The 23,263-nt window shown below is 62.0% G+C and carries 22 protein-coding genes; 6 read left to right on the top strand and 16 right to left on the bottom strand.

Annotated elements, in window-relative coordinates:
* Positions 1 to 55: 55 nt before the first annotated feature.
* Positions 56 to 961, top strand: coding sequence for a phosphate acyltransferase (locus BN3659_RS07390; RefSeq protein WP_091535784.1), 906 nt, complete (start codon positions 56 to 58; stop codon positions 959 to 961).
* 32 nt (positions 962 to 993) lie between these two features.
* Entirely contained in the window at positions 994 to 2,061 is a 1,068-nt protein-coding gene (buk, locus tag BN3659_RS07385; RefSeq protein ID WP_091535780.1) for a butyrate kinase, read from the top strand.
* A 948-nt stretch (positions 2,062 to 3,009) separates the two neighbouring features.
* Here the strand turns inward: buk and BN3659_RS07375 are convergent.
* From BN3659_RS07375 to aroQ, 3 genes are read right to left on the bottom strand one after another with little or no spacing between them, the layout of a single operon-like run.
* Positions 3,010 to 4,518 carry a lipopolysaccharide biosynthesis protein gene (locus BN3659_RS07375; protein ID WP_091535775.1) on the bottom strand — a complete coding sequence of 503 codons (1,509 nt, stop codon included), beginning with the start codon at positions 4,516 to 4,518 and terminating at the stop codon, positions 3,010 to 3,012.
* A gap of 8 nt (positions 4,519 to 4,526) precedes the next feature.
* Positions 4,527 to 6,002 carry a pyruvate kinase gene (gene pyk / locus BN3659_RS07370; RefSeq protein ID WP_091535772.1) on the bottom strand — a complete coding sequence of 492 codons (1,476 nt, stop codon included), beginning with the start codon at positions 6,000 to 6,002 and terminating at the stop codon, positions 4,527 to 4,529.
* A gap of 8 nt (positions 6,003 to 6,010) precedes the next feature.
* Positions 6,011 to 6,445 (bottom strand): type II 3-dehydroquinate dehydratase, encoded by a 435-nt coding sequence (gene aroQ, locus BN3659_RS07365; RefSeq protein ID WP_091535770.1) that lies wholly within the window; start codon positions 6,443 to 6,445, stop codon positions 6,011 to 6,013.
* A gap of 370 nt (positions 6,446 to 6,815) precedes the next feature.
* Between aroQ and thiL the strand changes: the two genes are divergently transcribed.
* From thiL to BN3659_RS07345, 4 genes are all read left to right on the top strand, one after another.
* Positions 6,816 to 7,766: a thiamine-phosphate kinase gene (thiL, locus tag BN3659_RS07360; RefSeq protein ID WP_091535768.1), complete on the top strand. Its 951-nt coding sequence runs from the start codon at positions 6,816 to 6,818 to the stop codon at positions 7,764 to 7,766.
* 1,162 nt (positions 7,767 to 8,928) lie between these two features.
* The gene (locus BN3659_RS07355; RefSeq protein ID WP_091535765.1) at positions 8,929 to 9,717 is read left to right on the top strand and encodes a hypothetical protein; all 789 of its coding nucleotides are present in this window, start codon (positions 8,929 to 8,931) and stop codon (positions 9,715 to 9,717) included.
* Between the two features lie 14 nt (positions 9,718 to 9,731).
* Positions 9,732 to 10,157 carry a hypothetical protein gene (locus tag BN3659_RS07350; protein ID WP_091535764.1) on the top strand — a complete coding sequence of 142 codons (426 nt, stop codon included), beginning with the start codon at positions 9,732 to 9,734 and terminating at the stop codon, positions 10,155 to 10,157.
* A gap of 69 nt (positions 10,158 to 10,226) precedes the next feature.
* Positions 10,227 to 11,081: a hypothetical protein gene (locus BN3659_RS07345; RefSeq protein WP_091535761.1), complete on the top strand. Its 855-nt coding sequence runs from the start codon at positions 10,227 to 10,229 to the stop codon at positions 11,079 to 11,081.
* Between the two features lie 44 nt (positions 11,082 to 11,125).
* Here BN3659_RS07345 and BN3659_RS07340 read toward each other — a convergent pair whose 3' ends face one another.
* The 13 genes from BN3659_RS07340 to BN3659_RS07280 form a co-directional block, all read right to left on the bottom strand.
* Positions 11,126 to 11,398 (bottom strand): FtsB family cell division protein, encoded by a 273-nt coding sequence (locus BN3659_RS07340; RefSeq protein ID WP_091535759.1) that lies wholly within the window; start codon positions 11,396 to 11,398, stop codon positions 11,126 to 11,128.
* Positions 11,399 to 11,409: 11 nt separating this feature from the next.
* Positions 11,410 to 12,045 carry a 7-carboxy-7-deazaguanine synthase QueE gene (locus BN3659_RS07335; RefSeq protein WP_091535757.1) on the bottom strand — a complete coding sequence of 212 codons (636 nt, stop codon included), beginning with the start codon at positions 12,043 to 12,045 and terminating at the stop codon, positions 11,410 to 11,412.
* 13 nt (positions 12,046 to 12,058) lie between these two features.
* Complete coding sequence (gene hpt / locus BN3659_RS07330) at positions 12,059 to 12,601, bottom strand: hypoxanthine phosphoribosyltransferase (protein WP_091535754.1); 543 nt, start codon at positions 12,599 to 12,601, stop codon at positions 12,059 to 12,061.
* A 474-nt stretch (positions 12,602 to 13,075) separates the two neighbouring features.
* Positions 13,076 to 13,654: an electron transport complex subunit RsxA gene (rsxA, locus tag BN3659_RS07325; protein WP_091535753.1), complete on the bottom strand. Its 579-nt coding sequence runs from the start codon at positions 13,652 to 13,654 to the stop codon at positions 13,076 to 13,078.
* Positions 13,655 to 13,656: 2 nt separating this feature from the next.
* The gene (locus BN3659_RS07320) at positions 13,657 to 14,268 is read right to left on the bottom strand and encodes an RnfABCDGE type electron transport complex subunit E (RefSeq protein ID WP_091535750.1); all 612 of its coding nucleotides are present in this window, start codon (positions 14,266 to 14,268) and stop codon (positions 13,657 to 13,659) included.
* Positions 14,261 to 15,109 (bottom strand): RnfABCDGE type electron transport complex subunit G, encoded by an 849-nt coding sequence (locus BN3659_RS07315; protein ID WP_224757806.1) that lies wholly within the window; start codon positions 15,107 to 15,109, stop codon positions 14,261 to 14,263. Before BN3659_RS07315 ends, BN3659_RS07320 begins: the two co-directional genes overlap by 8 nt.
* Positions 15,106 to 16,071 (bottom strand): RnfABCDGE type electron transport complex subunit D, encoded by a 966-nt coding sequence (locus BN3659_RS07310; RefSeq protein ID WP_091535746.1) that lies wholly within the window; start codon positions 16,069 to 16,071, stop codon positions 15,106 to 15,108. Before BN3659_RS07310 ends, BN3659_RS07315 begins: the two co-directional genes overlap by 4 nt.
* Before the next feature lie 19 nt (positions 16,072 to 16,090).
* Positions 16,091 to 17,440: an electron transport complex subunit RsxC gene (rsxC, locus tag BN3659_RS07305; RefSeq protein WP_091535744.1), complete on the bottom strand. Its 1,350-nt coding sequence runs from the start codon at positions 17,438 to 17,440 to the stop codon at positions 16,091 to 16,093.
* 22 nt (positions 17,441 to 17,462) lie between these two features.
* The gene (locus tag BN3659_RS07300) at positions 17,463 to 18,623 is read right to left on the bottom strand and encodes an RnfABCDGE type electron transport complex subunit B (RefSeq protein WP_091535742.1); all 1,161 of its coding nucleotides are present in this window, start codon (positions 18,621 to 18,623) and stop codon (positions 17,463 to 17,465) included.
* Positions 18,623 to 19,042, bottom strand: a complete 420-nt coding sequence (locus BN3659_RS07295) for a SoxR reducing system RseC family protein (RefSeq protein ID WP_091535740.1) — start codon at positions 19,040 to 19,042, stop codon at positions 18,623 to 18,625. The genes BN3659_RS07300 and BN3659_RS07295 overlap by 1 nt, the downstream gene beginning before the upstream one ends.
* 6 nt (positions 19,043 to 19,048) lie before the next feature.
* Positions 19,049 to 20,626, bottom strand: a complete 1,578-nt coding sequence (locus BN3659_RS07290) for an NAD+ synthase (RefSeq protein ID WP_091535739.1) — start codon at positions 20,624 to 20,626, stop codon at positions 19,049 to 19,051.
* Positions 20,627 to 21,272: 646 nt separating this feature from the next.
* Positions 21,273 to 22,034: a zinc ribbon domain-containing protein gene (locus BN3659_RS07285; protein WP_091535737.1), complete on the bottom strand. Its 762-nt coding sequence runs from the start codon at positions 22,032 to 22,034 to the stop codon at positions 21,273 to 21,275.
* 22 nt (positions 22,035 to 22,056) lie between these two features.
* Positions 22,057 to 22,845: a Nif3-like dinuclear metal center hexameric protein gene (locus tag BN3659_RS07280; RefSeq protein ID WP_091535736.1), complete on the bottom strand. Its 789-nt coding sequence runs from the start codon at positions 22,843 to 22,845 to the stop codon at positions 22,057 to 22,059.
* Between the last annotated feature and the right edge of the window lie 418 nt (positions 22,846 to 23,263).

Raw genomic sequence — 23,263 nt, 5'->3', positions numbered from 1 at the left:
GAGAGACGAGCGAAAAGATCCGACAATACCACAATAAATACACAATAAAAGAATTATGATTCAGCATCTCACAGACATCGTAACAGAAGCGAGAAAAAAAGGCAAGAAACGTCTGGCCGTCGCATACGGTCAGGATTCGCACACGCTCGAAGCCGTTTATGAGGCATACAAAGAGGGGCTCGTGGAGCCCACGCTCTACGGCGAACGCGCCGTGATCGAGCAGGTATGCGCCGAGAACGATATCGACATCAAGGCATTCAACATCGTCGAGGAGAAGAGCGACGTGAAGTGCGTGCAGTTGGCCGTGGCCGCCGTCGTCGCAGGCAACGCAGACGTACTGATGAAGGGGCTGGTTTCGACCGACAAGTACATGCGCGGCATCCTCAACAAGGATGCGGGTCTCTTCCCCCCGAAAGGCGTGCTGAGCCACGTCTCGGTGATCGAAATGCCCTGCTATCACAAACTGCTCACCATTTCGGACGTGGCGGTGATTCCGCAGCCCGACTTCAAGCAAAAGACCATCCAGATCGGCTATCTCGCCAAGACGGCCAGCCTGCTGGGCATTCCGACCCCGAAGATCGCCTGCATCGCCCCGTCGGAGCAGGTGTTGCCGAATGTGATCTCCTCGACCGAAGGAGCCATACTGGCGAAGATGGGCGACCGCGGACAGCTCGGGAACGTCGTCGTAGACGGTCCGCTGTCGATCGACGTGGCGCTCTACAAGGAGGTGGCCGAGCACAAGAAGGTGAAGGGTTCGAGCGTTGCCGGAGACCCCGACTGTCTGCTCTTCCCCAATCTCGAATCGGGCAACGTCTTCTTCAAGTCGGCTACGCACCTCTGCAACGGCGAGATCGCGGCGATGGTGATGGGCACGAAGGTTCCGTGCGTGCTCACTTCGCGCGGCGACACCAGCAAAACCAAACTTTACTCGATCGCACTGGCCTGCCTCGCAGCGAAATAGACACCAACCTCCTAAACTTCTGCAATGACTTTATGAGCTTCAAGATCTTAGCCATAAATCCGGGTTCCACCTCCACGAAGGTAGCACTTTTCGAAGACGAACGTCCGTTGCTCGACCTCACGCTGCGTCATACGGCCGAGGAGATCGCAGCCTACGCCAACATCACCGACCAGCTGCCGTGGCGCCGCGAGATCATCCTCAAAGCGCTCGCCGAACAGGGATTCGACATCCGCGAGCTGTCGGCCGTCATCGGCCGCGGCGGACTGATCAAGCCCATCCCCGCAGGCGTTTACGAAGTGAACGACGCCATGCGCCACGACCTCATCCACGCTCAGATGGAGCACGCTTCGAACCTCGGCGGTCTGATCGCCGACGAAATCGCACGCATGGCGGGTGTCAAGGCCTACATCGCCGATCCCGTCGTGGTGGACGAAATGGAGGACGTGGCCCGCATCAGCGGTCTGCCGGAATGTCCCCGCCGCTCGATCTTCCATGCCCTCAACCAGAAAGCCACGGCGCGTCTGCACTGCGAAAAAACGGGGCTCCGTTATGAGGATTCGAACCTCATCGTCGCGCACATGGGCGGCGGCATCTCGGTCAGCGCCCACTGCCGCGGCCGGGTGATCGACACGAACAACGCGCTCAACGGCGACGGGCCGCTGGCGCCCGAGCGTGCCGGCACCCTGCCTGCCGAAGGGTTGGTGGAGATCTGCTTTTCGGGCAAATACACCAAGAAGGAGGTGATGAAGAAACTGGCCGGCAAAGGCGGCATGGTGGCTCACCTCGGCCTGAACTCCGTACAACAGCTGTGCATCAACGCCGACCGAGGCGACGAAAAGTGCCGCGCCATGATCGAAGCACTGGGGTACAATATCGCCAAGGAGATCGGCGCCATGGCCACCGTCCTGAAAGGCAAGGTCGACGGCATCGTCCTCACGGGCGGCGTTGCTTACAACGAGCCGGTGAACGAGGTGATCCGCGCACACGCTTCGTTCATCGCCCCGATCTATATCTACCCGGGCGAAAACGAGCTGGAGTCGCTGAATCTGAATGCGCTGGTCGTGCTGCGCGGCGTCATCACACCCCGCGTCTACGCATAAGGCGCACGACTGTCTACGAAAGGAGAAGGGGCTGTCCAAGACTTGTTGGACAGCCCTTTTTTATTCGTCCCGCCATTCGGCGGTTTTCCCGAACGGACAATTCCCAGAGGGTTGAAAAGACTTGTCGGACAACCCCTTCCCTTTTGTACGGAATGACAGGGCGGAACGGCGGAAAGTTAAGACAGCCGAGAGCGAGAGCGACAAAATACGGCACAATGATATAGACCGCTTTGTCCCGCCTTGCCGCGGTCGGGGGCTTTGCGTTTCGGCGTCGTCGAAGGAGCGGCCCGGGCCGCGAAGCGGCGTGCGGTCCGCCGCAAGCGGCGAACGGAAGGCATGGCCGAGGCCATGCCGGAGAGGCGCCGAAAGAGGGAAAAGAGATGTATCATCCGCAGTGCGGAGGCAAAAGATCGTGCACGGTGAAAAGCGTGGCGTGGGGACGGAGCGAAGGCGGGTGGGAAACGCGAGGAAGGAGCGGCGCGAAGAGCCCGTATCGTTCGACCCGCGGGCGGCCCGGCGATCCGCACAAAGCGCGCAGGATCCGGCCCCGTTGCCGCGACCGCCCGCAGACCCGATCGGTCGGCCCGTACGGCGGACAGGGCAGCATCCCGCACTGAGAACGAGTTGCCGGCACGGCCCCCAGATGGTTCTTCTGGGCGGCCGAGAGAGATCGGAGCCCTCATCGTCCGTGCCGAAAACACCGGGCGGATAGCTTCCGGCCTCCCGAAGCACAGGAAAAAGATCGTTTTCGCAACTCTCTTCGGGGAACGAAGGCGAACACGCCGTCAGCGAAGCACGCCCGCGAAAAGGACGGACTGTCCGCCGGAGGCTGCCGCCCGCACGGCTCCGCCCCCTCCCGCAGGCGGCGCCCCGCCGAGCGGCGGGAGGAGGAAACGGCAGGCTTTCGCTGCATTTCCGGTCCGCATCGTCCCTAAATACCGGAATCGGTCAGCACTCCCCCTGCTCTTTTCTCAGAAACTCTCGGCGGATCATGCGGGATACCTCGCGGAAAGCTTCCATGCGAAATGATGCGGCCAGACCGACATAGACCGCTACTCCGGCGGCCATTTCGGCGAAAAGACGCAGCAAAGGCGCCTCGATCAGCCGGCCGACCCACCAGACGGCAGCATACATCGCCGCCGTGAGGAGCACGATCGGGAGCAGGGTCAGCAGAAGCCTCCCCACGGTGAGCGTCGTAAACCTCCGGGCCGCCCCGACATTGAGCCCCATCTCGATCGCCGACATCGCCACGAGCCCCCACACGACCGCCGTTACGCTGTGGAAAATCGTAAGGGCGAAGATCGCCGTCATCACCGTCTTCTTGACCGCTTCGAGCCGCACGATGATCCGTCCGTCGCTTTCGACTTTCAGCACATTGTAGGCCAGAATAGCGATCGGATAGAAGAATCCGGTGAGGCACACCGCCTTGAAATAGGGGACCGTCGGCAGCCATTGTTCGCCGATCAAAACCGGAAACAGTTCGTCGGCGACGGCGATCAGCCCCGCCATCGCCGGGAAAAGGGCGAACGCCGTTATCATCGCCAGCTGGCGATACCCCTCGGCGAACCGGATCGCGTCGCCGCCGATCTTCGACAGTGCGGGATAGGTTACACCCTGCACCGACTGCATCGCCGAGGTGAGCGGCAAATCCTTGATCTTCACGGCCTGATCGAAAAAGCCCAGCACAGAGGCGGGATAGAGCCGCCCGATGAAGAATTGGGGAATCTTGGTGTAGACGGCCGAGATCAGATCGGTCGTCATCAGGCTCAGGCTGAAAGGGGCCATCCGCCGGAGTGCGCTACGGTCGAAACGCCCGCGCGGGCGCCAGTCGCTCAGCCACCACAGCAGTCCCGTGCGCACGGCCATGGCCGTTATGCGCTGGCCGACGAAGCTCCACAAGCCGAAGCCCGACACGGCCAGCCCCACGGCTGCGGCGCCGCCGGCCGCCGAAGCGGCGAAGACGACCTTGGACATCAGCGCAAAACGCATCTGCCGGGCGAAGATCGTATTCTGGATGGTGCACAGCGCACTGACGGGCAGCAGCAGAAACAGCACGGGCCCCACGTTCGCCACCAGCGGCATGGCATAGAACCGCGCCACGAGCGGTGCGGCCGCGGCCAGCAATACATAGAGCACGACAGCGACGGCGAAGTTGAGCACGAAGACCGACTTGTAATCCGCCGCCGTAGGATCGGGCTTGCGGATCAGCGCCTGCGAAAAACCGCTGTCCACGAGGATCAACGCCACGGCCACCACGGCCGTGAGGATGCCCCACGCGCCGGTTTCGTCGGGCACCAGATGACGCAGCACGACGAGGCTGACACCCATTTGCAGAAGCGCCGACCCCGCCTTTTCGGCAATGCCCCACGCTACTCCGCGCGCGATCCGGCTCTTGAGCTCCCCTTTCGGTCCCTTCAGCGGGTTTTCAGGCCCGCCCCGATCCGGCTGCGCCCTCATACGATGCGTCAGTTACATGTCGCGTTTTCGATCTCCCGCATGCGCTTGCGGATGTTTTCGACCGTCGAAAGCTCCACGTAGGAAGCGCCTCCGTCGGGTCCGAAGCTGCCGCCCACGATGGCCAGCAGGTCGGCGGGTTCGAGTTTGCGGTACTGGTCGATGAATTCGAGCGCATCTACGAGGAAATGATATTTATCCGTCAATTCCTGACGGCGCAGGATGGGGACCACGCCGTAGGAGAGTGCGAGAATGCGCTGGGCATGGAGCCGGTAGCAGACGGCCATCACCGTCTTGCGACCGCGGAAAGCCGCGAGGTAACGGCCCGTGCGACCCGTCTTGGTATCGAGCACGACGTATTTCACCGGCAGATTGGTGCAGGCCCGGACGGCCGAACGGGCCAGCTGCGCCGTGATCTCGTGGTTCACGGAGACCATGTTCATGTCGATCATCGGCGCGAAATGGGTCTCGTCGCGTTCGATCTCGCGGGCGATGCGCGCCATGGTCTCGACCGCTTCCTTCGGGTAATCGCCCATGGCGGTCTCGTCGCTGAGCATCACGGCATCCACACGTTCGTAGATCGCGCTGGCCACGTCGCTCACCTCGGCACGTGTGGGACGCGGCGAGTGGACCATCGAATAGAGCATCTGCGTGGCGATGATGACGGGGCGTTTGGCCGCTATGCACTTCTCGACGATGCGGCGCTGGGCATTGGGGATGGCTTCGGCCGGAAGCTCCACGCCGAGGTCTCCGCGCGCGACCATGATGCCGTAGGACTTTTCGATGATCTCGTCGATGTTGTCCAGCCCCTCCTGATTCTCGATCTTCGAGATGATCTTGATGGGGCTGCCGTGGGCATCGAGAATATCCTGCACGGCCTGAATGTCGCGGGCGTTGCGCACGAAAGAATGGGCGATGAAATCCACGTCGTGCGCCACGGCCCACTCGATGAAACGGCGGTCCTTCTCGGTTACGGAGGGTAAGCCGATCGACACGCCCGGGACGTTCACGCTCTTGCGCGAGCGCATGAGGCCCCCCGTCGTGAACTCGCAAACGAGCTCCGTCTCGCTCTTCTCCACCACGCGGATCTCCATTTCCCCGTCGGCGATAAGCATGCGCGCACCCACGGGAATGTCCTCCACGATGGTCTCGACATTCATATAGACCACCTTGCGCGTGGTGAGGTCTTCGCCCTTCGAACCGCGCACGGCGATCCGGTCGCCGGCCGCGAAGCGGATGCCGTTGCCGTATTCGTCGGCGATGGTCGTTACGCGGATTTCGGGTCCTTTCGTGTCGATCATGATGGGGATCGCGTCGTTGACCTTATGAACCGTCTCGACGATCCGTGCGGCACCCTCTTCCGTTACATGAGCCGTATTGATGCGCACGACGTCCATCCCCGCGTCGAAAAGCTGCCGCACGAACTCCTCCGTGCAGCGGAAGTCGGACATCGTGGCCACGATCTTCGTTTTTTTCATTCTGTACATATCTTGTCCTAATTAACCTGATCCATTCTGAGGAGCGCTTCGACGCCCAATTCGTAAGACAGAAGTCCGAAACCCATGATCGACCCCGCGCACACGGGGGCCAGCAGCGACACGCGGCGGAACTCCTCGCGGGCGAGGATCGACGAGATGTGGACCTCCACGACGGGCACCGCGACCGCCTCCACGGCATCGCGCAGCGCCACGGAGGTGTGGGTGTAGCCCCCGGCGTTCAGCACCACCCCGTCCCAGACCCCTTCGGCCCCGTGCAGTGCGTCGATCAGTTCGCCCTCCGCATTGGACTGGAAATAGCCGAACTCCGCATCGGGACGGGACGCACGCAGCCGCTCCATAAGCGAGCCGAACGGCTCGCGGCCGTAGATCTCGGGATCGCGCCGCCCCTGCAAATTGAGGTTCGGGCCGTTGAGAATCAAAATTTTCTTCATAACGTGAACGTTGCAACGGCTCGCGGCCGTCGGGATTTGCCGCGCAAATATAGTGATAATTCCACATATTTTCGATATATTTGCCCGCGCCGGCCGATAAAACGATCCCGAGGACGGGTTCCTTTCACCCGATGCGCGGGGTCCGCCCGCACCCCTTCGGAAAAGGGAAGGAGCACGGTCCCGAGCGAAGCGGCATTGGGCGGCCGTCGGGACACGGCCCTCCCCGTTCGGCCGCACGGCGGGCCGCAATCCGCCGACCGGACGAAACCGGACCGGAGCAAATACCGCTCCGGCGCGGGACGTTTCGGAGAACCGCCCCGTCCAAACCGTTCAACCGTTATGCACCGGCCGCAAAGCCGGAAAAGAGAACATGACCGAATTCGGACTGATCGAACACATCCGCCGGCTCTGCGGCCTTCAGCCCCCGGGCGACTTCGAAGGAATCGGAGACGACTGCGCCGTACTGCCCGTCGGCGGCGGCGAATCGCTCGTATTCACGACCGACCTGCTGTGCGAAGGGGTTCATTTCCTCAGACATGCGACCACCGCCCGCGAACTGGGCGGCAAAGCCCTCGCCGTCAACCTCAGCGACGTCGCCTCGATGGGTGCGACGCCCGTCGCCACGCTCCTTTCGCTCTCGCTGCCCCCGGACGCTACGGGCCCTTGGGCCGAGGAATTCGCCGCGGGATATTGCGACGCTTCGGCCCGCTGGGGCACGGCCCTCGTCGGCGGCGACACCACGGCTTCGGCCTCGGGCATCACCGTCAGCGTTACGGCCATCGGACGTGCGGCCGACGCACACATCAAGCGCCGCAGCGCCGCCTGCGCAGGCGACGTGATCCTCACGGCCGGCCGGCTGGGTGCTTCGGCCGCCGGCCTGCGCGACCTGCTCGCCGGCCGTCTCGACACGCCTCTCGCCGCAATCCACCGCAACCCCGTGCCGCAGACGGCCGAAGGGGCATGGCTCGGCACACGGCCGGAAGTCCACGCGATGATGGACCTCTCCGACGGACTCGCCTCGGACATATGCCGCATCATGGAACAGTCGCACACGGGCGCAGAGATCGACCTCGAACGGATACCGACGGACGACGGGGCCGACCTGCGCACAGCGCTCTGCGGCGGCGAAGACTACAAACTGCTGCTCACGGCGGCGCCGCACGGCGCCGAAACTCTCTGCGCCGACTTCCTCGCACATTTCGGCACGCCGCTCTACCCCGTGGGGCGCATCACCCCTTCGCAAGAGGGGCAGTCCGGCCCCGTCTGGCTGCTTCGCGGCGAGCGGCAGCGCCTCCGTTTCGAGGGCTTCGAACATTTCTGATTCACCGCCGTCCGCGAAAGAACGGCCCCCAGCACTGACCCGAAAGACGGGGCAGCGTAGGGAGGAACATCCCGCAAACGACATGCGGGCAGCACAGCGCATGGGGATACGGAGGGACGCTTCCCGGACGTTCGGCGCGCAAGAACGACAGCAAAAGGCACCCCACGGCGAATCGGCAAACGGCCGGACGACATGCGGACAGCACAGCGCATGGGATACGGAGGGACGCTTCCCGGACGTTCGGCGCACAAGAACGGCAGCAAAAGGCACCCCACGGCGAATCGGCAAACCGCCGGACGACATGCGGACAGCACAGCGCATGGGGATACGGAGGGACGCTTCCCGGACGTTCGGCGCGCAAGAACGGCAGCAAAAGGCACCCCACGGCGAATCGGCAAACGGCCGGACGACACGCGGGCAGCACAGCGCATTGGGATACGGCGAGACGCTTCCCGGACGTTCGACACGTAGGCCGAAGCTCCGGCACCGACACAATATCACGAAAAGATCCGGACGGTCCGAACGGATAATCCGCTCCGCAACATGCGATTCCGGAGCGGTTTTCGATGTGCTTTTTACCGCATTTTTTCATCTATTCTTCCTATTTTCAGCTTCATCCGCACTTTTTCGACCAAAAATTTGGTGGGGGGGGGAATTCCCTAATTTTGCCCCCGGAATCGGGACGCTTATCGCGTCGAAGGGAATTCCGGCCCCTCCGTTCGGGAGCCGCCCGGCGTCGAAAAACGTCGAATCGTTTTCTTCCGTTTCCCGCCCGGCATAGTCCGGACGAGTGCGGCCCGGCATCCGGATCGTCGGAACCCCGACTTCTCTTCGCCTCTCTACCCACCCCGGCGATTTCCGGACGAAGCCCGGATTGCCTCCGGCCAGACGAAACCGTCCCGCTCCGCGAAGTCGAACCCGAAAAACAAAGCGCTGCCTATGAAACACTGACCCCTTACCGTCCACCGAAATGCACCGAGTGCCGGCACGACGCAGCTGCCGGCACGGGGGAAACCGGAACGGACCCCTGCCGGTCCGCACGCATGCGCCGAGCAGCGCACGCTCCCGGCCGGCGACGTCCATGTCCCGCGTTCCGCGCACCCCGAATCACCCGTTTCAAACAAAACGCCCACGGGACAGGCAACCCAAACACGCTCAATCCATGAAAACAAGATTTACACTGCTTCTGCTCGCACTGCTCGGTCTCGGCACCGTCGATTCGTTCGCACAGCTGACCACGGGCAAACCCTCCGCCAAAGTCATCCGCACGGGCAACCGCGCCCAAGCCGGCGATTTCGGCCTCTATGTCGGCGCCACGAGCAACATGTTCAAAGATCTCTTCGACAGCGACGTCAAGATCAACTGTCTGCCGCTCATCAACCTCAAATACATGGTTTCCGACCAGTTCGAAACACGCCTCGGCATCGAACTCTACAAGACCTCCGAGCGTATCAAGGGCGACCTGCACTCCTTCGAAGAGAACGCGGCGCCGGTCTTCGGCGACAGCAAGTTCGCCAATTCGTCGGCGCTGTTCTATCCGGGTATCGCCTATCACTTCTCGAAACGGAATCTGCTCGACGTATATGTCGGGGCCGAACTGCCTATCGGATGGGACAGCACTCGCAACATCGAGGAGGGAGACGACTGGAAACAGAAGACCTCGAAAAACTCATTCGTCATCGGTCTGGGCGCATTCATCGGTCTGCAAGCCTACATCGCCAATCTGCCGCTGGCCATAGGCGTCGAATACGGCATTTCGTCGCGTTTCGACACCGGACTGAAATACAAATCCGAGATGACCGACGAGGACGGCACGCAGACGCTCTATTCGACCGACATCACCAGCTTTCCGAACCTCGATCCCGGAGACGAACAGTACGACAAACTCAAGGCCCGCAAGGGCGAAATCGGCAGTCAGTTCCGCCTCACGCTGACCTATTACTTCAAATAAAACCCGCGCCACTCATGAGAACTCCCAAATTCCTGTTGTGCGGGCTGCTGGCCCTCTGCTGCGCGGCATGCAGCGTAACCCGCACGCGCACCTACGCACCCGCCTCGACCAAACTCGATCTGCAGATGAGTGACCTGAACTACATCGGACAGACCGAAATCAGCGTCGATTTCCGCACCTACCTCGGATTCATCCGCGTAACCGACGCGCTCAACGGAACGCCCTACGACGGACGCGAACAGCTCATCGCCCGGGTCGGCGGCGACGGAACGCATCCGCAGCTGCGGGGAAAACTCCGGCGCGCGGCCGTCAAACTGCTCGAAGAGTTTCCCGACGCCGACTACTTCGTCGTCGTGAAACAGATCCGCCACAAAAACCGGCTCTTCCTCGGAGCCGAAATCACGGACAAGGCCGTGGTCAAGGCCTACTCCTTCAAATAAACGGTTTCCGCCGTATCCCGGAAGCGGGATACGGCGGAAATCCTCTCTCCGTCCATCATCCGCAAACACATGAAACACCTACTTCCGATTCTCGCGCTCTGCGTTTTCTCGGGCGCCTGCACCTCCGAAAAAGACGCCACGGAACTGCTGCTCTTCGTAACGGCGTCGGACACGTCGGCCGCCGCCGGAGAGATCGTCTACTTCGACATCGAGGCCCGCAGTCTCGACAGCCGGATCGACACGGTGAGCGTCCGCACCTACGACAAGGAGAACGGACCGCTCCCCCTCTTCTCCGACCGTCCCCGAACGGAGCGCTACACGCACCGCCTCTACTGGTCCGTTCCCGCCACTGCGCGCGATTCGCTCGACGTGGAGCTGACGTTCCGAGCCACCGATCCCGCCGGACAGAGCCGCGAACGGCACATTGCGTTTCTCGTTCGCGGGAGTGCCGCGCCGCTCCGCGAATTGAGCGGCATCACCCTCTATGCGCCCGCTTCCGGCAATCCCGACGGCTTCTCGCTCACGACCCGTCAGCCGGTCCGCACCGCCACGGCAGCTCCCGGGGAGGTGGACTTCTATCTTTATGCCGACCCCGAGGCACCCGAGGACGCGCTGCCCCGGCAATGGCGCACCCGCACCGACATACGCTTCGCCAAGGTCAACCGCTTCGATTTCGCCGCTGCGACCGACCGTTCGCTGCGCGCCGTCTACGACGCCTCGGTCCGCACCGATTATGTGGACGATCTGACCGCTGACGACATCATCCTCATCGGGCGCGAAGCGCCTCTCGGCGCCGACAGCGTCGCAGCCGGCGACACATCCGCGCGCGCAGGTGCATGGGGCGTCGTGAAAATCATGCAGGCATACGACGAACCGGGCAGTTCGAACGATCGCTACCTGCTACACATCAAATACATAGATTGAACGGCCTTCGTGAGGAAGCGAGAGCGGGAGGTTTCCGACGGCCGTTACTCCAACAGATAGACATGTTCGCCGCGCCGCTGCATGCGGTAGCGTTCGCGGGCATACTCTTCGAGGTAATCGTCGTAACGGAGCCGTTCGAGAAGGGCGCTGTCCCGTGCGATACGCTCCTCGTAGAGCGCTTTCTCACGCTCCAGCACGGCGATCTGACGGCGGATACGGACCGTGTGCAGCAGATTGCGCCCCACGAGCAACACCGTGAATACGAGAATGATCGCCGTCGTTACGATCCAGAAACGCCTGCCTATCCTGAATGCCATGCCGGAACGTGCTAAGGAATGTGCATGTACTTGTGCGTCTGGATCGAGACGTTCCAGCGGGGCGCAGCCTTGGCGTACTCCACGATGAGCGGCATCATCCGCTCCGCGACGCTCCACTCGGGCTGGAGGTAGAGCAGGCACTCCGGCGCGGTTCGGGCGGCATGCTGCTCGGCCCATTCGAAGTCCGCTTCGCTCTCCACGATCACCTTCAGTTCGTGCGCCCGCGCACAGACCTCCGCAAGGGGCGGCCGGCGGCGTTTGGGCGAGAGACACACCCAATCGAACGACCCGCTGAAGGGGTGCGAACCCGATGTTTCGAGAAAAATCCGCAACCCGTTCGCATGCAGAGCCTCCGTGAGCGCTCCCAGCGGGTAGAGCAGCGGTTCGCCGCCGGTGATGACGACGGCCTGCGCCGCGCAGGAGGCCACCCGCTCCACGATCGTTTCGATCCGGACTGGCGGATAGAGTTTCGGATTCCACGTATATTTTGCATCGCACCAGCTGCACCCTACGTCGCAGCCGCCGAGACGGATGAAGTAGGCCGGTTTGCCGGCGTGGAACCCCTCGCCCTGTATGGTGTAGAAATCTTCGACCAGAGGCAGCAGCCGTCCTCCGTCGAGCAGTTCGCTATGAATGTCGATGCGCATCGGTGTCCGACGGTTAGTCCGTTACCACATACACGTCCTTCAGGTTGCGGCCCAGCTGATCGTAGTCGAGACCGTAGCCGACGATGAATTCGTTGCCGATCTCCATCGCACGGTACTCCACCGGCACCGTCTTCGAATAGGAGGCCGGTTTGAAGAAGAGCGTACAGACGGAGATGCTCGCAGGCTTGCGCGATTCGAGGTCGCGGACCATATGCTCGATGCTCTCGCCCGTGTCGACGATATCCTCGACGATGATTACATGACGGCCTTCGATGCTGTTATTCAGACCGATCAGGCTGCGCACGTCGCCTGTCGTGCACGTACCGCAGTACGAGGCCAGCTTCACGAACGAAAGTTCGCAGTCGAACTCGATCTTTTTCATCAGGTCGCTCATGAACATGAACGAACCGTTGAGCACTCCGATGAAAAGCGGCAGCTGTTTGTCCCTGTAATCGGCATTGATCCGCTCCGCGACGGCCGCCACGGCACTGTCGATCTGCGCAGCGGGAATCATCACCCGAAACGTCTTGTCGTGGAGTCGAATGACATTCTTCATCATATTCGGTTCGGTTTTGGTTATTGGTGCAAAAATAACGAATTGCGCGCAAGAAACGCATGTTCCGCACAAATTTATTCGCTCCGATCCGCTGTTTCGTCCGTCGTCGCAGCCTCGTGCGCACCGTGGCATCGCCGGAAAGGGCACGCCGGCACTCCCCGATCCGACGACGCACCGCACGCATCGGGACGCCCCTTTGCCACCCGGCCGCCGTATCGGCATAACGGCAGGATGAAAGGACGACAGAACGGATTGAAGGATGGAGGGATGGTCCTCTCCCGGCACGCCGGCCTCCCGAACTTCCGCCTCCGAATATCCGGCGCAGCGCCCCCGATCCGTCGTCCGTGTCCCAAAAAAGAGACGCCCCTTCTCCACAACTCTCCGATGACGCGAACGCCCTGTCGAAACAATTTTCCGGCAGGGCGAAATCGCAAAAACGAAACCGGCCGCGCAACCGGTTCCTCCGATCCCCCGCTAAACGAGCCCGGAGAAGCCCATGAAAGCCATGGCGAGGATACCCGCCGTGATGAGCGCGACCGGCACACCGCGGAACGCCTCCGGCACATCCTCGAATTCGAGCCGTTCGCGGATACCGGCGAACAACACCAGCGCCAGCCCGAACCCGAGGGCCGTAGCCACCGAATAGGTTACGCTCTGCAACAGATCGAACTCCTTCTGAATCATGAGAATCGCTACGCCCAGCACGGCACAGTTGGTCGTGATGAGCGGCAGAAAGATGCCGAGCGCTTGGTAGAGCGAAGGAGAAACTTTCTTGAGGATGATCTCCACCATCTGCACGAGCGCCGCGATGACGAGGATGAAAACGATCGTCTGCATGTATTCGATGTGCAGCGGCACGAGCACATACGTCTGGATCAGCCACGCCACCACCGAGGCGATGGCCATGACGAACGTTACGGCGGCTCCCATGCCGAGCGACGTTTCGACCTTCGACGAGACGCCGAGGAAGGGACAGATGCCGAGGAACTGCGCCAGCACGACATTGTTGACGAAGATGGCGCCTATGATGATCGCGAAATACGAAAGCTCCATATCTATTTCTTGGCTAATTTGTTGAAAAGCACCATCAGATACCCCAGCACGATGAAGGCGCCCGGGGCCAGTACGAACGTCAGCGGCATGTAGCTCAGTTCGTTGCCCGCGGCATCCAGATAGGTCAGGTGCAGCGGATAACCGAAGATGGCGCCGCTGCCGAGCACCTCGCGCACAGCACCGATCACCGTCAGCGAGAGCGTGAATCCGAGGCCGATGCCCAATCCGTCGAGCGCCGCGTCGAAGGCTCCGTGCTTCGACGCGAACGCCTCGGCACGGCCGAGGATGATGCAGTTGACCACGATCAGCGGAATGAAGACGCCCAGCGCGGCATAGAGCACCGGCACGAAAGCCTGCATGAGCATCTGGATGATCGTAACGAACGAAGCGATCACGACGATGAAGGCCGGAATGCGCACCTTGTCGGGAATCAGGTTCTTGATGAGCGAAATCACGATGTTCGACAGGATCAGCACGGCCATCGTCGCCAGCCCCATGCCCATGCCGTTCACGGCCGAAGTGGTCGTACCGAGCGTCGGGCACATGCCCAGCACCAGCACGAATGTCGGATTGTTGCGGACGATGCCGCTCAGAATCAATTGAAATTTACTCATTACCGTCTCCTTTCCGAGCCCCGGGCTCCTTGTCCGCCGCGAAGCCGTCCGCCTCACGAGCGTTTCTGTTCACGATACGGCTCCCCGCCTCCCGGTCCCGGATATCCGTACGGTCGCCGACACGGCCTCTGCGGTCCGCCACGCTGTCCGGCGTCCGGTTCGCAGCGCCCGATGCTTCGTCCGCATGATCCGCATTTTCGCCGGACGCAGCCGTGGCGCCCGAAGCGGCGTCCGTTGCACCCGAAGCCACGTCCGTGGGTACCGTTCCGGTCGCTACGCTCCGGTAGGCCATCCACGCACGGTTGACCGCATCGCAATAGGCCCGCGACGAGATCGTCGCCGCCGTCAGCGCATCCACGTCGCCGCCGTCCTTGACCACGGCGAGCCGACCGTCGACGAGCCGCATCGTTTCGAGCCGCTTGCCCCGTATGCTTCCGAGCAGCGGATTGTCCTCGTCGGCCATCTTGGTGCCGAGGCCCGGCGTTTCGTTCTGCTCCAACACGTCGATATTCACGACCTCGCCGTCGGGCGCAAAACCGACCATCATGCGGATCATGCCGCTGAAGCCGTTCTTGGTCGCCGTCTGCACGGCATAACCCGCGACGTCGCCCGCCGCATCCGTCGCCGTATAGACCGTGATAGGCAGGCCGTCGATCGTCAGCGAATCGGTTACGGTCGTCTCGAAGGGCGGCAGCACCTTGTTGAGCGCCTCGACCACTGCGGCGGCTTTCGCACGGGCGATCGGCTCCTCGGTGATCCGGTTCACGACACCGACGCCGGCCGAGGTGATGAGCGTGATCGTAAAGAGCACCGCCACCATATTAAAAAGCGTACTTTTCATCCTTGCGCCCTCCTTTGTCTTACGCCGAAGCGGCGGGGTTTGACATATTTGTTAATCAGAGGAACCGCGGCGTTCATGATGAGGATCGCAAAGGACATGCCCTCGGGATAGGCCCCCCAAAGGCGGATGCACATCGTGAGCGCACCGATGCCCGCGGCATAGATCACCCCTCCGCGAACCGTCATCGGCGAAGTCGAATAGTCCGTCGCCATGAAGATCGCGCCGAGCATCGCTCCGCCCGCCAGCAGGTGAAAGAGCGGGAATTCCCACAGTGCCGCCCCCGTCCAACCGCGTCCGAGCGCTGCGAAGAAGGCGAAAAGGGCCATCGAAACGAAGATCACGACCGGAATATGCCACGTGATGACCCGGCGCCAGAGGAGGTAGAGGAAACCCAGCAGAAGCGCCGCGGCCGCCACCTCGCCCATCGAACCCGCGACGTTGCCGATGAAGAGGTCCGGAAGATTCGCGCCTGCGAACAGGGGACTGTATTTCATCGCCGCCAGCGGCGTGGCGCCCGTGAAGGCATCCGTAGCGAACGAGGTCATCTGCACGGGATAGGCCACCAGAAGAAAGACGCGGCCCACGAGCGCGGGATTGAAGGGATTCTTGCCCAGACCGCCGAAGGTCATCTTCGCTACGGCGATCGCAACGAACGCCCCGACCGCGACGATCCACCACGGAATCGAGACGGGCAGGTTGAAAGCCAGCAGAACGCCCGTTACGGCCGCCGAAAGATTGCCCACGGTACAGGGACCTTTGACCAGAAACCGCTGGATCAGGAACTCGAAGAGCACGCAGCACGCCACCGACAGCAGGGTGAGCAGCAGCACGCTCCAGCCGAACACCCATGTCGAGACCGCCAGTGCAGGCAGCAGCGCCGCCAGCACGTCGCGCATGATCGACTGCGTGGACTGCGACGACTGCACATGGGGCGCGGGAGCGACAATCAGTTTGTTTGCCATATCATAAGTCGGTTTACGTTTACTTTTTGGGAGTGTTGGCCGCCGCACGGGCACGGAGAATGCCCATCACGGTCTGCTTGCCCAGACGGATCCAGTCGAGCAGCGGCAGATAGGCCGGACACGACGCCGAGCAGCAGCCGCACTCGATGCACGAGGCGATGTCGCCCGCTTCGAGCGCCTCCCACCCCCGCTTCTGCGCCATCTTCGACAACAGGTAGGGTTCGAGCCCCATCGGGCAGGCCGCCACGCACCGGGCGCACTTGATGCAATTCGACGAAGTGCGGCGTTCGGCATCCGCACCGCCGAGGATCGTGATGCCCGAACACCCCTTCGTTACGGGAGCCTCGGGATTGGACATCGCACGCCCCATCATCGGACCGCCGTTCACGATCTTGCAGTCGCCATCGGGCAGGCCGCCGGCGGCCTCGATCAACGCCGATACGGGCGTCCCCAAGCGTACAAGCAGATTCTTAGGTTCTTTCAGACCTTTGCCGGTGATCGTTACGACACGTTCGACGAGCGGTTTGTTCTTCTGCACGGCCTCGTACACCGCCACCGCGGTCGAAGCGTTGCACACGACAACCCCCACGTCGATCGGAAGCGCCGGCGGAGGGGGCACCTCACGGCCCGTCAGGGCTGCGATGAGCTGTTTCTCGCCCCCCTGCGGGTACTTCACCTTCAGCGGCACGACCTCCACCCCGTCGTATTCCGCGGCCAAACGCGCGAGACGGGCGATGGCGTCGGGTTTGTTGTTTTCGATGCCGATCGAAGCATTCCGCACTCCGAGGGCCCGCATCAGGATCGTAACGCCCACGAGCAGCTCCTCGCTCCGTTCGAGCATCACGCGGTGATCCGACGTGAGATAGGGTTCGCATTCGACGCCGTTGACGACGAGCCGCTCGGCCTTTCGGCTCGGAGGCACCGCGAGTTTCACATGCGTGGGGAACGTGGCGCCCCCCATGCCGACGACACCCGCCGCCTTGATCTTAGCGACGATCTCCTGCGGCGCGAGCGTACACTCTTTCACGACCGTATCCGCGAGGTCGATGCCCGCGGCCCACTCGTCGCCCTCGCGGCGGATCGTGATCGCCGCCTGACGCAATCCCTGCCCGTTGACGGCCATGTCCACGGCCGTAACGGTACCTGAAACGGAGGCGTGTATGTCGGCCGACATGAAACCCGCAGCTTCGGCGATGAGCTGGCCTGCCAGCACCTTGTCGCCTTTGGCGACCTTGGCCTTGGCCGGTGCGCCGATGTGCTGTGCAAGCGGGATCGTAACCACCTCGGGAAGCGGCAGCGCCTCGATGGCACGGCCGCGGCTCAGCTTGCAATCCGACGGATGGATGCCGCCTTTCGGGAATGTCTTCATAGCTTTTTTCCTGATTTAAGGTTTACGATTTCGCATCCGGGACGGAAGCGGAAGAGACGACCGTCTCATCGGCAACGGCGGCCGGACGATCGACATTCGCCCCATGTGCTCCCGACGCAGATACCGCGCCGGAAGCCGGGGCTGCCGCAGATTCGGCCGGTTCCGGGGGAAGCGGGGAGGCGGCCGGTGCGGAGGGACGTGCCGCAGGTCCAAAGACGCCCGGCGCGGAGGCAGGCGCCGAAGTTTCGGTCGCACGTGCGGCAAAAGCAGCCGGCGATCCGGATTCTGCAGATGCCGCTGGAGGTGCGGGAACCGCAGAGGAAGCCGCCGATCGGCCCGCAGAGGCGGGTTTCGGTTCCCGCGACAGCGGCTCCATGTTTTCGAGCACGATCGCTCCCGTGGGACATTCGTTCACGCATTTGCGGCAAAGCTTGCACTTCTGAGGGTCGATATAAGCGAGGTTGTTTTCGAGGGTGATGGCCCCGAACGGGCAGACTTTCACACATTTGCCGCAGCCGATGCAACCCGCTTTGCAAGCCTTCATCACCACGGCGCCCTTGTCGTGCGAAACGCACGCGACATACACCGCCCTGTTCTTGGGCCATTTTTTTCGCAATTCGATGATTTTCTTCGGACAAGCCTTCACGCAGGCCCCGCAGGCCGTACAGCGATCCGGATCGACCGCGGGAAGTCCGGTCGCTGGGTCGATGCGGATGGCGCCGAACGCGCAGACCTCCACGCAGTCTCCGTAGCCCAGACACCCGAACGAACAACCCGTCTGGCCGACATAGAGCGTTGCCGCCACGGCGCACGAGCGTGCTCCGTCGTATACGTTCGTACGGGGCCGCTTGGTGCAACTGCCGCCGCACCGCACCGTCGCCACCTGCGCTTCCTTCTCGGGAGCGGCCTTGCCCAGATAGTCGGCGACCGCACGCATGCAGGCCGCACCTCCCACAGGACAGTAGAGGGCCGAAATGTCGTCCCGCTTCACCAGTGCGTCGGCCATGCCGCGGCAGCCGGCGAAACCGCAGCCGCCGCAGTTGGCGCCGGGCAGCATCTTCTCCACCTCGTCGATGCGCGGGTCTTCGTCGACCTTGAATTTCCGGGCCACGAAGTAGAGCACGACTGCCGAAAGGATACCCAACGCGCAGAGCGTCAGAACCGTAAATAGCAATACTTCCATTATCGTCTCGTTATTGTAAAATGTATCGTGTGTTCGATCCGATGTCTGAAGAGCCACAGCGCGAAGTAGTAAAGCCCCACTCCGAACAGCGAAACAAGGGCGCCGAGCCCCTCGCTCCAACCCAGCACGCGCAGCGTAAGGACCAACAGAAGCGCCAGCACGGCCAGAGCCCCCACGTAAGCCAGCATCACCGCTCGGGCTCCGATGCCGCGCCGCACGCCGACCGCCACCTCGTCTCCGGCAGCATAACGGGCCGCATCCGGCGTCTGCACTTCGACGATCTTTTCCCGGGCTTCGCCCATCCCGCATGCCTCGCGTGCACGACACGTACCGCAGGCACCCGCAGCGGCGATCCTCACGTATACGCGGTCGGCCGCCGTCCGCACCACGACCCCGCTATGTTCGACGAGTTTCGCCACACTTCTCTAATCGCCGTATTTATTCGTGAGGGGCATCAGCCGCTCGTGTCCGAAGGCGCAGGTCGAGAGGCGCAGCACGGGCGGAAACTGATAGCGTTTCTTCTCGTTGCGCATAATCATCGCATGGATCTTCTCCACGACCTCCGAATCGAAACCGGCGTTGACGATCTCCTCGCGGTGCTGTCCCTCCTCGATCATCCGGAACAGGATGGCGTCCACCACCTCGTAGGGCGGCAGGATGTCGCTGTCCTTCTGGTCCGGATGCAGTTCCGACGAAGGCTCCTTGTCGAGAATGCTGTCCGGGATCACATTGCCGCGGGTGCGGTTGATGTAGCGCGCCAGATCGTACATTTCGGTTTTGTAGAGATCGCCCGTCGGGCTGAACGCCCCGGCCGTGTCGCCGTAAAGCGTGCAGAGGCCGAGCGCATTCTCGCTTTTGTTCGACGAGTTGAGCAGCACGTAGCCCGTCTTGTTCTGCAGAGCCATGAGCAGGATGGTCCGGATACGTGTCTGGATGTTCTCCTCCGTGGCATCGAAATCCGTGCCGCCGATCACGGGTTTGAGCGTATCGGTTACGCTCGTATAGATTTCGTTGATGGGGATGACGTTGAATTCGATTCCGAGATTTTCGGCCAGCGTCTTGGCGTCCTCGACCGAACGGTCCGGCGAAAAGTGCGACGGCATGAGCAGGGCACGGACGTTTTCGCGCCCCAGCGCAGCCACCGCGAGACAGGCGACTACCGCCGAGTCGATGCCGCCCGAAAGACCGATGGAGGCCTTGCGGTAGTCGTTCTTGAGGTAGAAATCGCGCAGACCGCACACGGCCGCCTCGTAGACGAGGCGCGTCCGGTCGCCGGCGGTCGGAATGGGAACCGCCTGCACGGCGGCTTCGGTATCGAAAATCTGAAAATCCTCTTCGAAATTCTTCATCATCAGACACAAATCGCCTCTGCGGTCGAAGGCGCCCGACGTGCCGTCGTAAACGATCTCGGTCGAACCGCCCACATGGTTCACCAGCACGAGGTTCTTGCCCTCGACGAACGCGATGCGGCGCATCATTTCGTAGCGGTAGGTCATCATCCCCCGGCCGTAGCGGCGGGCATTGATCGAAACGATGGTCTCCACCGACCGGTCGCAGTCGTGCACGCGGCTCAGGTCGTCGCCCACGACGATCGCGCACTTATGGCCCTTGATCGTGGCGTATTCATAGCCTTTCGACGGTACGAGAAAACCCATCTCGCGGCGGGCGGTGATGTATTTCTTTCCGACGTAACGGAGCACCTTCCGGTCCTCGATCAGCGCCGCGGCGCTGACCGTACCGTCGGATGTGAGGAGCGGGAGGCCGACGATGGCAGCGATGCCGTCGCAGCAGGAGGCGATTTCCACAAGGGCGTCTTCGCACAGTTCGAGGAAGGTCGTTTTGCGCAGCAGGTCGAATGCGGGGGTACCGCTGACGGCCTGTTCTGCGAAAATCACGAGGTCGGCATGTCGCGCCTTGGCTTTCTGGACGGCACCGATGATCTTCGAGGTATTGCCGTCGATGTCGCCGACCGTGTAGTTTAACTGAGCAATTGCTATCTTCATCTATCGTGAATTAAGACTCCGAATATATGATTTCGCAAATATAACAATAAAATCGCAATTATCAGCGTGAAGAAAGGGGTAATTTTGCCTTTTCCGACTGCGGGAACCCGTGCGGAACGAGGGGCCGGAGCCCCCTCCGGATGACTCTTCCGAAAAGGGTGTGCGACCGGACCTCGCATCCGGTCATCGACAAACCGAAATCCGTCCCCGGCACGGGACGGCGGCCGGCATCACGATCCCGTCAAGCCGCAAGCCACACACGGCACAGGCGGCAGCGGACATGGGCCGTCCACGGAGATGAATCCGCACGCTTTCATGGCACAAAACGGCGGCAGGCAGTCCGCCGCTCCGCCGCAGGCGACGGACTGCACATGTCGCGGCGCTGCCGCAGGCAACTGAGAGCCGGAAGCGCAAAACGAAAGAGCTGCAGGCGAATCGTGCGGAAAACAGGTCGGCAGGACCGCTACGGACGACAGACCATGCAGGCGGACACGATCCGCCGCGCCCGGCGGTACTTCCGTTCCGGCCCTGTCGCAAGCCCCTCTCCGAAACGATCCGTCCGGCGGACCGACGGCCGGCTCATACGACAAAAACGCCCCGAAGACCGTTTTGAAGCGGTCTTCGGGGCATCGTGGCTATGGGAATGCTACTCCTCGGCCGAATCGGGATCGGCCACGAGGATGCGTCCGCAGTATTCGCAGATAATCACCTTCTTGCCCTGACGAATATCCACCTGACGCTGGGGCGGGATGCGGTTGAAACACCCACCGCAAGCATCGCGTTTCACCGTAACGACGGCCAGTCCGTTGCGCACGTTGCGGCGGATGCGATCGTAGGCCGCCAGCAGACGGTCGTCGATTTTCGATTTGGCGCGTTCGGCCTGAGCGGTATACTCCTCGACCTGAGGCGCGGTCTCCGCTTCGATGCCTTCGAGTTCGGCTTTCTTGGCGGACAAGTCGATCGCACGCTCCTTCATCGCGCTGTCGGCCTCCTCGTATTGGGCTTTCTTGCCCTTGACCGCCGCGGCATACTCCTTAAGACGTTTCTCGGCCAGTTCGATCTCCAGCTCCTGATACTCGATCTCCTTGTTGATGGCATCGAACTCGCGGTTGTTGCGGACGTTGTTCTGCTGCTCCTTATAGTTCGCAATCATGATCTTCGCCTGATCGACTTCACGCTTGCGCTGTTTGGTGAGGGTGTTGAGCTCCTCGATCTCGGCATTGATGTTGTCGATACGGGTCTTCAAACCGGTCAGTTCGTCTTCGAGGTCCTGCACCTCAAGCGGCAGTTCACCTTTTACCTTGTTGATCTCGTCGATTTTGCTGTCGATCTTCTGCAGATCGTAGAGCGCCAGAATCTTCTCTTGCATCGAATAGTCAACTTCGGCTGTCTTTTTCTGTGTCGCCATATATTGTCTTGAATGTTTAGACTTAAACCATATAGTGTACCGGATTGCGGGAGGCTTCGCTCCTGCGAACCGCAAAGGTACGTAAATTTTTCGACAAAACGTCAAATAAAAGTTCGATTGCGCAATATTCGCTTTCGAAATGTCCGATGTCGGCCACGACGAATGCTCCGTCGGGGGTCATGAAGTCGTTGTACTTGAGGTCGGACGTAACGTAAAGGTCCGCGCCCGCGCAGCGTGCCGCGCCGATGAGCGACGCACCGGCCCCCGTGCAGACGGCCACCCGCCTCACGGGCCGATCCCCCAGAGCGCTGTGGCGCACGACCCGGGCCCCCGTCCGCTCCATGACACGGCGCAGAAACGCCTCGGCCGGCATCGCTTCGCACAGTTCGCCGACTACGCCGAACCCCGCGTCGGGCACTCCCGAAGGCGACGGCTCCAGCACGCGGAGCTCCCCGACGCCCACGAGCGACGCCAGACGCCAGCTCATGCCGTGCGGAGTGCTGTCGAGGTTGGTATGGCAGGCATAAAGCGCGATGCCGGAGCGGATGGCTCGTTCCACGCATCGCTGCACGCAGTCCGCCGAGTTGAACCGTTTGAGGGGATGGAACACGATCGGATGGTGTGTGATGACAAGTCCGCAGCCTTCCCGCTCGGCCTCGTCGAGCACGGCTTCGGTTACGTCGACCGCCAGCAGAGCGCGGCTCACCTCCGAATCCGGCCGCCCCACGACAAGCCCCGCATTGTCGTACGACTCTTGCAGGGCGAGCGGTGCGAACCGCTCGATTACATCGGTTATCTGTTTTATTTTCATAGCAATATCGTTTCTAACAATGGTTTTCATTTCCGCGACCGCACTCCTGCGGCCCCTCGCCGTTCACCGCCCCGTGTCGCAGAGCACTCCCTGCCGTCTTCGACGCCTTGTCCGCGCCGCAACAAAGCCTCCGTCCCGGCCCTTCGCCGGGCAGCAAACCCGGTTTACCGGATATACGCTCTCTTACAGCAGCTTTCGGCGGGACTGCGCAGACCGGAACGGTCTGCCGCATCCTCCGCTTCGGCCGCAGTCCGCAAGCCGGAGCAAAATCCGTCCGGCGCCGGCCTGCCCAGCTCCCGTCCCGACGCCCCTCGCAATCGACCGCCGCTCCCGCTGCGTTTCCTCCGGACTGCCGAAATACGATCGAGGGCCGCCGTCCGTTCGGATCGCGCACCTCTCGTCCGGCCCTTTTCCCGGC

This window comes from Alistipes sp. CHKCI003, assembly GCF_900021155.1.
GTDB classification, from domain to species: Bacteria; Bacteroidota; Bacteroidia; order Bacteroidales; family Rikenellaceae; genus Alistipes; species Alistipes excrementavium.
The sequence above is the reverse complement of the archived record's forward strand: the minus strand, read 5'-3'. Positions and strand labels throughout refer to the sequence as shown.